This window comes from Aedoeadaptatus nemausensis (assembly GCF_903819165.1).
GTDB classification, from domain to species: domain Bacteria; phylum Bacillota; class Clostridia; order Tissierellales; family Peptoniphilaceae; genus Aedoeadaptatus; species Aedoeadaptatus nemausensis.
Genome location: NZ_CAIJCS010000023.1, coordinates 1 through 7049, shown reverse-complemented (window position 1 = coordinate 7049; position 7049 = coordinate 1). Strand labels below are relative to the sequence as shown.

The 7049-nt window shown below is 51.7% G+C and carries 7 protein-coding genes; 6 read left to right on the top strand and 1 reads right to left on the bottom strand.

Translation table 11 applies throughout. The annotated features are described in order from the left end of the window. Both PEPTYR26121_RS07160 and PEPTYR26121_RS07155 read left to right on the top strand, forming a co-directional pair. Positions 1-478, top strand: a 478-nt coding sequence (locus PEPTYR26121_RS07160; RefSeq protein WP_218956340.1) for a hypothetical protein, incomplete at its 5' end; no start/stop codon positions are given. 153 nt (positions 479-631) lie between these two features. Then, entirely contained in the window at positions 632-1837 is a 1206-nt protein-coding gene (locus tag PEPTYR26121_RS07155; RefSeq protein WP_180500611.1) for a CAP and S-layer homology domain-containing protein, read from the top strand. Between the two features lie 572 nt (positions 1838-2409). Here the strand turns inward: PEPTYR26121_RS07155 and PEPTYR26121_RS07150 are convergent. Further along, complete coding sequence (locus PEPTYR26121_RS07150) at positions 2410-3237, bottom strand: hypothetical protein (RefSeq protein WP_180500609.1); 828 nt, start codon at positions 3235-3237, stop codon at positions 2410-2412. Between the two features lie 124 nt (positions 3238-3361). Here PEPTYR26121_RS07150 and PEPTYR26121_RS07145 point away from each other — a divergent pair, with 124 nt between their 5' ends. The 4 genes from PEPTYR26121_RS07145 to PEPTYR26121_RS07130 form a co-directional block, all read left to right on the top strand. Continuing rightward, positions 3362-4702 carry a CCA tRNA nucleotidyltransferase gene (locus tag PEPTYR26121_RS07145; RefSeq protein WP_180500607.1) on the top strand — a complete coding sequence of 447 codons (1341 nt, stop codon included), beginning with the start codon at positions 3362-3364 and terminating at the stop codon, positions 4700-4702. After that, complete coding sequence (glmM, locus tag PEPTYR26121_RS07140) at positions 4699-6045, top strand: phosphoglucosamine mutase (RefSeq protein WP_180500605.1); 1347 nt, start codon at positions 4699-4701, stop codon at positions 6043-6045. The genes PEPTYR26121_RS07145 and glmM overlap by 4 nt, the downstream gene beginning before the upstream one ends. Beyond that, positions 6042-6884, top strand: coding sequence for a DegV family protein (locus PEPTYR26121_RS07135; RefSeq protein WP_180500603.1), 843 nt, complete (start codon positions 6042-6044; stop codon positions 6882-6884). The genes glmM and PEPTYR26121_RS07135 overlap by 4 nt, the downstream gene beginning before the upstream one ends. A 70-nt stretch (positions 6885-6954) precedes the next feature. Then, positions 6955-7049, top strand: a 95-nt coding sequence (locus tag PEPTYR26121_RS07130) for a GTP-binding protein (RefSeq protein WP_005434227.1), incomplete at its 3' end; no start/stop codon positions are given.

Below are 7049 nucleotides of genomic sequence, written 5' to 3'. Positions count from 1 at the left end.
CCCGGATCCTAACCCGAATCCGGATCCCAATCCGAATCCGGATCCCAATCCGAACCCGAATCCCAACCCGAACCCGGATCCTAACCCGAATCCGGATCCCAATCCGAATCCGGATCCCAATCCGAACCCGAATCCCAATCCGAATAAACATCCTAACCCGAATCCGGATCCCAATCCGAACCCGAATCCCAATCCGAATAAACCGGGTACACCCGATCCCTCCGATCCGGGCAAGGTTAATCCCGAAAAACCTGCAGACGACGAAGGATCTGATATTCGCGACAAGCAAGAAGCAGATGAGGATGAAGAAGGCAGAAGATTGACGCCGGCGTCTAACGAAAATAACCGTAAGACCCACGACGATCGCAAAGCTCCTCAAACCTACGATCCCGGCATCGCAGCCCCCACAGGTTTAGCAGCGCTGGCAGGAGGTCTTTTAGCGGCATTAGAACGTCTTAAGAGAAGAAATAAAAAATAAATAATTTTCGGGAAATAAAAGAACCGTCGAGCGATTTGCTCGGCGGTTTTCTTATGGCGTGATCCTGTAAAAGTCGTTAGATTTTCCGGGAACCGCTCCTTGTAGTTTCCGTTCCTCTATGCTACGCTAAAGTAAAATATATAGGAGGTTTCTATGAAAAAGTGGTGTAAAGTTTTAGCGGTACTTATGTTGGCGACGAGCCTTTTAGTGCCGAGCTCCGCATGGGCAGCCGGCCGTAACGATAAAATTAACACGCTTAAAAACGAAGGCGTGGTGACGGGTTACCCGGACGGCAGTCTCGGTTTGGATAAGCCCATCAGCCGCGCGGAAGTTTCCGTGCTTTTAATTCGCATGACGGGTAATCGCGTGAACGGACCCGGTTCTCAGGTGTTTAAGGATGTGCCGGCGAGCCATTGGGCGAGCGGTTATGTGCAAATGGCCAGCCGCTTGAAGAATCCGCAAGGTGTTCCCGCCATTGCAGGCTATCCCGACGGCAGTTTCGGCCCGAGCAATTCCGTGACCAATGCAGAAATGATGAAGATGCTCACGGTGGCGGCGAAGAAGAATTTGACGCCGGCGGATGTGAAAAGTGCCAAGTGGCCTACATCGTGGGTCAATTGGGCAGGTGAGCTGGGCATCGTGGGCCCGGGCAGTGATATCGGCGGATTGGATCCCAAGGCGCCGGCCACTCGGGGCGATGTGTTCGTCATGATCTACAATGCAGGAGACAGTGTGAAGTCTCGAGGTACTCAACCGACCCCTGCACAGCCTACGCCTGCAAGTCCGGCTCGCCCTGCGAAACCTTCTGTAAGCGGTGGCTTTGAATTTAACGCCTTCAATAGAGGCGGTACCTTCGATCACGAAAAGTTCAATAGAGAATTTTTAGCCCTGATCAATGCGGACCGCACCAAACGCGGCCTCGTGCCTTTAAAATGGGGCGATGATTTAAATCGGGGCGCCACTGTGCGGGTAGAGGAGCTTTTGAGAAACGGCTCCATCGATGTCAACGGTATGGAACACGTGCGTCTCGACGGCAGATCGTGGGATACGGCCTTCGATTATATTCGGCCGCAGCTTCGCACGACGATTTTCGGCGAAAACTTGGCGGAGATCATCCACATGTCCAATCAGCGGATCGGCAAGAAGAGCCGCCTCTACATGACGGACGAGCAGGTGCTTGCCGAGACGTTTTACAAAAGCTGGTGGGATTCTCCCGGGCACCGCGCCAATATGATGGAGCCGAAGTATCGCTATATCAATCTTCAGGTTCGCGTCGGCAATTACGCACAACTTGGAAAACCCGGCAAAAACACCGTGTATTTTGTAGGGACCACCTACTTCAGAGGGGATTATCAATAAAAGAAGCCGTTGCAATTGCGACGGCTTTTTTATATGGGAGGTTTTCGGATGAAGCCTCATGTAGGGGCGTGCCCTGCAGGCCCGCAAGGGGTATGCTAATATAATTTTACTTTTGCAAAAGAACTTATCTAATAAAAATAAATCATTCATTCAAAAAACTTTCTCAGGGGAAAGGAATAGGCCGTTGCGATTCGGCCTCTTTCCTTTCCCCTGAAACCCCAATCCTTTCCACCCTAACGCTTTTTAGATGTGCAAATGGCTAACGCCATTTGATTCCTGTTGGGCTTCGTTGCGGAATAAATTTTCTAAATTAGTTTTTTATTTTCGCTCATGTTTAGCGGGCGAGCGTCCGTCTAATCTTACCGATCAGCCTTCGCTACGCTCGGCTTCTCGGAGATTATTGAATACCCACAGGGCACAGGTTGAGACCTACCACGAAATCAAAGATTTCGGACCAGGGCTTCAGCTCGCCCCTACGAGAGCGCAAGGCGAGGCTCACATGCAGGGTCAGCCATATTTTCCTCATCAAAAAAGGAAGCGGGATGTTTCTCTCGCTTCCTTTTCTATTTCTCTTAATTCTCTAAATCCGTGGATCGCTTAGTGGATTGTTTTTTCGAACCGGAACTGCCGCCTGTGCCCTTGGTGCTGGTGCTTTTGGTCGTGGTGGTACCGCTCTTCGAGGACGTGCTGCTTGTGGCGGTGCCGCTCTTCGAGGATGTGCTGCTTGTGGCGGTGCCGCTGCTCGAAGAGGTGCTCTTCGTGCTTTCTTTCGTGCTCGATTTCGTATCGGCGGCGTCTTTATCTGTGATTCTGCGCTTCGAGGAGCTTCCCGCTTCCACCGTATCTTTATCCTTATCTTTCGACGATGTCTCTTCCTCTTTCGCCGTATCCCGATCGTCGTATTTCTTTTCGAAATAGCGGAGAAGATCGTCGTCGCTGCCGTCTACCTTATAGAAGGCATAAGTGTCGTGGGTGGGGCGCACGTCGCCTTCCGCCGTATCCCGGTAGAATACGATGTATTCCTGATTGGGCGTAAGGGATTTCGGCGTCTTGAGCTCGATGGTGCTGAGGGCGCCTTTGTAGTTTTTAATAAACTTCAAAGACACGCCGCCGCCGGCATCGGATGAAAGTTCCACGAGGGAAATGTAATCGCTGGCCTCCTCCAAAGCGGCGTAGCGGGTTTTGGAATTTTCGCTTTCAAAAAGCTTATTTTCTTCCCGGGCAAGGTCGCCTACGGGATCGTATTCGCCTTCGTTATTGTCGGCCTTGTTCTTGTTTTTTTGAGCGGCCATCATGGTGCTGTCGGCATTGCCGTTTGTCGATACATCGTCTTCGCTCTTGCCGCAACCTATGAGTGCCACGGCCAGCGCCAAAACAGGTGCCAATTTAAACCATTTCATCCTTTACCTCCGTCCGTATATGTCCTGTGTATTTTTGTAAATCTCTTGTTTCGATTATACCATAGTGAAGGGAGAGAGCGAGGCCGGTTAAGAAAAATACCCCGTAAAGTGTTATAATAAGCCTATGTATTTACCTAGTGCTATTCAAAATATCATGGTGCGCTTCGAAGAGGAAGGAGCGCGGGCTTATGTTGTGGGCGGCGCCGTTCGAGATGAGGTCATGGGGAAGAAACCCCACGATTATGATCTTACGACGCCTCTTTTGCCTGAGGAAATTTTGGATCTCTTCCCCGATTACACTACCTTTCGGGAAGGGGAAAAATTCGGCACCATCGGCGTCATGACGGGGGAAGGTCCCGTTGAGATCACCACCTTTCGCATCGACGGCGATTACGAAGACGGCAGAAAGCCCGAAGGGGTTACCTTTACCCCCAATTTAATCGACGATCTCAAGCGGCGGGATTTTACCGTCAATGCCATGGCCTATTCGAAAGAAGAAGGCATTGTGGACCCTTTCGACGGAAGGGGAGATTTAAAGCGGGGCGTATTGAAAGCCGTAGGCGATCCCAAGGAGCGGCTACGGGAAGATGCCTTGCGTATTTTGCGCGCCTTCCGTTTCAGCGGCCAGCTGAATCTCGCCATGGAGGAAGATCTCCTTGCGGCCATTTCAGCTGAAAAAGAGCGACTTCGCCTCTTATCCAAGGAGCGCATTGCCGATGAAATGGGTAAGATTCTCCTTTTGGAAAAGCCCTCCAAAGTGCTCTACGCCATGGAATCCACGGGCGTACTCGCCATTTTATTTCCGGAGCTTGCGGCCACCGTAGGCTACGATCAGCGCAATCCTCACCACGACAAGACCCTCTTCGACCATATTCTCTGTGTGGTGGATCATGCGCCGAGGAAACTCCCCGTGCGTTACGCCGCCCTCTTTCACGATGTGGAGAAGCCGAACACCCTTACCGTCGATGAAAAAGGCGTGGGCCATTTCTTCGGCCACGACGAAAAGGGCGCGAAAACGGCCGGTCGGATTCTAAAAAACTTGAAAGAAACGAAGGCTTTGCAGGAAGAAGTGGGTATCTTGATTAAGGAGCACATGAAAGTCCACGACGTCATGACGGACAGAGCCCTTCGCCGGCAAATTCGCCGAGTAGGGGAAGATTACATTTTAGATCTCTACGATCTTATGGCGGCGGATATGGCGTGCACTTACGGCGCTCGGGATATTTCCCTTTTGACGGAGCGAAAAGAGAGGATCCGAGAGCTTATGGAAGCGGGGGTTCCCGCCAGAGGGGATCTCGCCATAAACGGCAAGGATCTTATCGAACTGGGCATCGAACCCGGGCCCTTTATGGGAAAAATTTTACGTGAAATGGAAGAAATGCTTCTGGATAATCCGGAAGTAAACGATAAAGACAACTGGCTCGATTACGCCAAGAGACGACAAGAGGAAAGGAAGACGCAATGAAATTATTTGGAACCGACGGTATTCGCGGCATCGCGGGCACGGATTTAACCCCGGAACTCGCCCTGAAACTGGGCCGCATTCTCGCCGAGCGCATTCACGAAGCGGGAATCGAAAACCCCTTCGTCCTGACGGGCAGAGATACCCGCCATTCCGGCACCATGCTCTCCATGGGCATCGCCACCGGCCTTATGGCGGGAGGGGTGGACTGCGTGAACCTTTCCGTCATCCCCACACCGGGGGTGGCATACCTCGTGCGCCATTACGGAGCGGCCCTCGGCATCGTCATTTCCGCATCCCACAATCCTTACGAATACAACGGCATTAAGATCTTCTCCGCAGAAGGCTTTAAACTCCCCGACAGCGTAGAGGAAGAGATCGAGGAAAAACTTCTGGATCCCAATTGGGAACCGAAACCCGTGACGGGAATGACTATCGGCACGAAGCGGAAAGATTTCCGCGGCATCGACGATTACGAAGACTACCTCGTAAGCCTGATCGATACCAATCTCGACGATCTTACCATCGCCATCGACTGCGGAAACGGCGCCCTCTCCAATGTGGCGGAAAACGTACTGACCCGCCTGGGCGCCAAAGTGGCGGCCATTAACACCGCCCCCGACGGCAAGAACATTAACGACCGCTGCGGCTCCACCGATCCTTCGAAGATAATCGATCTCGTAAAAGAAACGGTTGCCGATATCGGCTTTTCCTTCGACGGCGACGCCGACCGCATTATCGCCGTAGACGAAAAGGGAAGAGTCATGGACGGAGACCATATCCTCGCTGTTTGCGCCGCAGGCCTGAAGGAAAAGGGCGAACTGACGGGAGATACCGTCGTCGGCACCATTATGAGCAATATCGGGCTGGATCGCTATTTGGAATCCATCGGCGCGAGCCTTGTGAAGACGAAAGTCGGCGATCGCTACGTACTGGAAACCATGCGTGAAAAAAATTATGTTTTAGGCGGCGAGCAATCGGGCCACATTATCTTCATAAAAAACAATACCACCGGCGACGGATTGGCTACCGGGCTCCATTTACTGGAAGTTATGGAGCATACGGGAAAACCCATGAGCGAACTGAACGATCTCATGACGTCCTATCCCCAAGTCCTCGTAAACGCCACCGTTGCCAACGAGAAAAAACGAAGCTACGAAACCCACGAAGGCATTCAAGCGCGCATCGCCGAAGCAGAAGCGAAATTTGAGGGAGAAGGCCGCGTCGTCATCCGCCCGTCGGGTACGGAACCTGTGGTGCGGGTCATGATCGAGGGGAAAGACCAGGCGGTCCTCGAGCGGGAAGCCGAATCCCTGGCGCGCTACATTGAGGAGGAACTGAGATGAAAAAAATAGCCATCGTGTGCGACACATCCGCCGACTTCCCTCGGGAAGATGCGGAGGCCATGGGAATAATCTACGTTCCCTTCACTATCGACGCCAACGGCAATAACTACATCGACACATACGATTTGGATCTCGACAGCCTTTATAAAGATATGAAAGAAACGAAAGAGCCCATCCGCACGGGATGCCCGTCGCCTTTCCACTATAAAGAAGCTATCGAATCGGCGGACGCCGACCAATGCTTTGTCGTCACCATCTCGTCGAAACTTTCCGGCAGCCACAACGCCGCCGCCAGCGCCATTCACGCCGTGCTGGAAGAACATCCCGATAAAAAAATTGCCCTTATCGACTCTAAATCCGCATCCGCCGGCACCACTAATGTGGTTACCAAACTTTACGAATGGATTCAAGAGGGCAAGAGCTTCGAGGAAATTCACAAAGCGATCGAAGACTACGCCGAGGAGCAGCGCACCTTCTTTATCCTGGAAAGCATGGATAATCTCATTAAAAACGGCCGCATCCCGAAACTTGCGGGGAAGGCCGTCAATGTGCTGAATATGAAGCCCATTATGAAAAGCGAACACGGCACCATCGCCCTCCATCAAATTAACAGAGGATTCAAAAAAAGCCTTATGCGTCTCGCCGACGATCTCATAAAGATCTCCAAAGAAAAAAGTGCCGATCTTATCACCATCTGCTATTCCCAGGCGGAAGACAAGGCGGAAATGTTGAAAAATCGCCTGCAAGAAGAGATCGAAAACGCGAAAATCCTCATGATTCAAACCAAAGGCCTGGCAAGCGCCTACGCCGATTACGGCGGAATCGTCGTCGCCCTGTAAAATTCTTGCATTTTACTACAAATTGGGGTAACATAAACTTATATATTGTGCGAAATTTAGGAGGAATATTATGGCAAAAGGAAAATTTGAAAGAACCAAACCGCACGTTAACGTCGGCACCATCGGCCACGTTGACCACGGCAAAACCACCCTTACCGCAGCAAT

What these genes read in the sequence shown, in the direction of transcription:
- PEPTYR26121_RS07155 (WP_180500611.1), top strand. Translation starts at nt 632, where the DNA reads ATGAAAAAGTGGTGTAAAGTTTTAGCGGTACTTATGTTGGCGACGAGC.
- PEPTYR26121_RS07150 (WP_180500609.1), bottom strand. Translation starts at nt 3,237, where the DNA reads ATGAAATGGTTTAAATTGGCACCTGTTTTGGCGCTGGCCGTGGCACTC.
- PEPTYR26121_RS07145 (WP_180500607.1), top strand. Translation starts at nt 3,362, where the DNA reads ATGTATTTACCTAGTGCTATTCAAAATATCATGGTGCGCTTCGAAGAG.
- glmM (WP_180500605.1), top strand. Translation starts at nt 4,699, where the DNA reads ATGAAATTATTTGGAACCGACGGTATTCGCGGCATCGCGGGCACGGAT.
- PEPTYR26121_RS07135 (WP_180500603.1), top strand. Translation starts at nt 6,042, where the DNA reads ATGAAAAAAATAGCCATCGTGTGCGACACATCCGCCGACTTCCCTCGG.